Raw genomic sequence first — 791 nt, 5'->3', positions numbered from 1 at the left:
CAGGCGCGTGCGCGTGCGCAGGCGCTGAACTATCTGGTGCTGCTGATCGGCGAACCGCTGCCGGACGATCTGCCGGCGGGCATGCCGCTCGACTCGCAAAACCTGCTGACGGACGTGCCGGCCGGGTTGCCGTCGGATCTGCTGACGCGTCGCCCCGACGTGATGCAGGCCGAGCAGACGCTGCTGGCCGCGAACGCGAACATCGGCGCGGCGCGCGCAGCGTTCTTCCCGCGCATCTCGCTGACGGGTGCGTTCGGCACCGGCAGCCCGACGCTCGGCGGGCTGTTCAAGGCCGGCACGGCGGCGTGGTCGTTCGCGCCGCAGATCACGATGCCGATCTTCGAAGGCGGCCAGAACATCGCGAACCTGAACCTCGCGAACGTGCAGAAGCGCATCGAGATCGCCAACTACGAGAAGGCGATCCAGTCGGCATTCCGCGAAGTGTCGGACGGCCTGGCCGCACGCGGCACGTACGACCAGCAGATCGCGGCGCTGGAGCGCAACGAGCACGCGCAGCAGCGGCGTTTCGACCTGTCGGACCTGCGCTACAAGAACGGTGTGGACAGCTACCTGTCGGTGCTGACCGCGCAGACGGACCTGTACTCCGCGCAGCAGACGCTGATCAACGCGCGTCTGGCGCGCTGGACGAACCTCGTGACGCTGTACCGCGCCTTGGGTGGCGGCTGGATCCAGCGCGCAGGCGAAACGCCGCGCGCGCCGGATGCGCCGGCCGACTACGACAAGGCGGCCGCTCCGGCGGCTGCGTCGGCAGCGGCGACGAACGGGTAAGC

General features: G+C 69.5%; 1 protein-coding gene. It reads left to right on the top strand.

Going from position 1 to position 791, the window contains the following annotated elements; translation table 11 throughout:
• On the top strand, positions 1-789 hold a 789-nt coding region (locus U5809_RS34565; RefSeq protein WP_322089850.1), incomplete at its 5' end, for an efflux transporter outer membrane subunit.
• Between the last annotated feature and the right edge of the window lie 2 nt (positions 790-791).

Source organism: Burkholderia sp. BCC1999 (genome assembly GCF_905339975.1).
In the GTDB taxonomy this organism is placed as follows: domain Bacteria; phylum Pseudomonadota; class Gammaproteobacteria; order Burkholderiales; family Burkholderiaceae; genus Burkholderia.
This window is presented reverse-complemented; position numbering and strand designations above follow the sequence as displayed.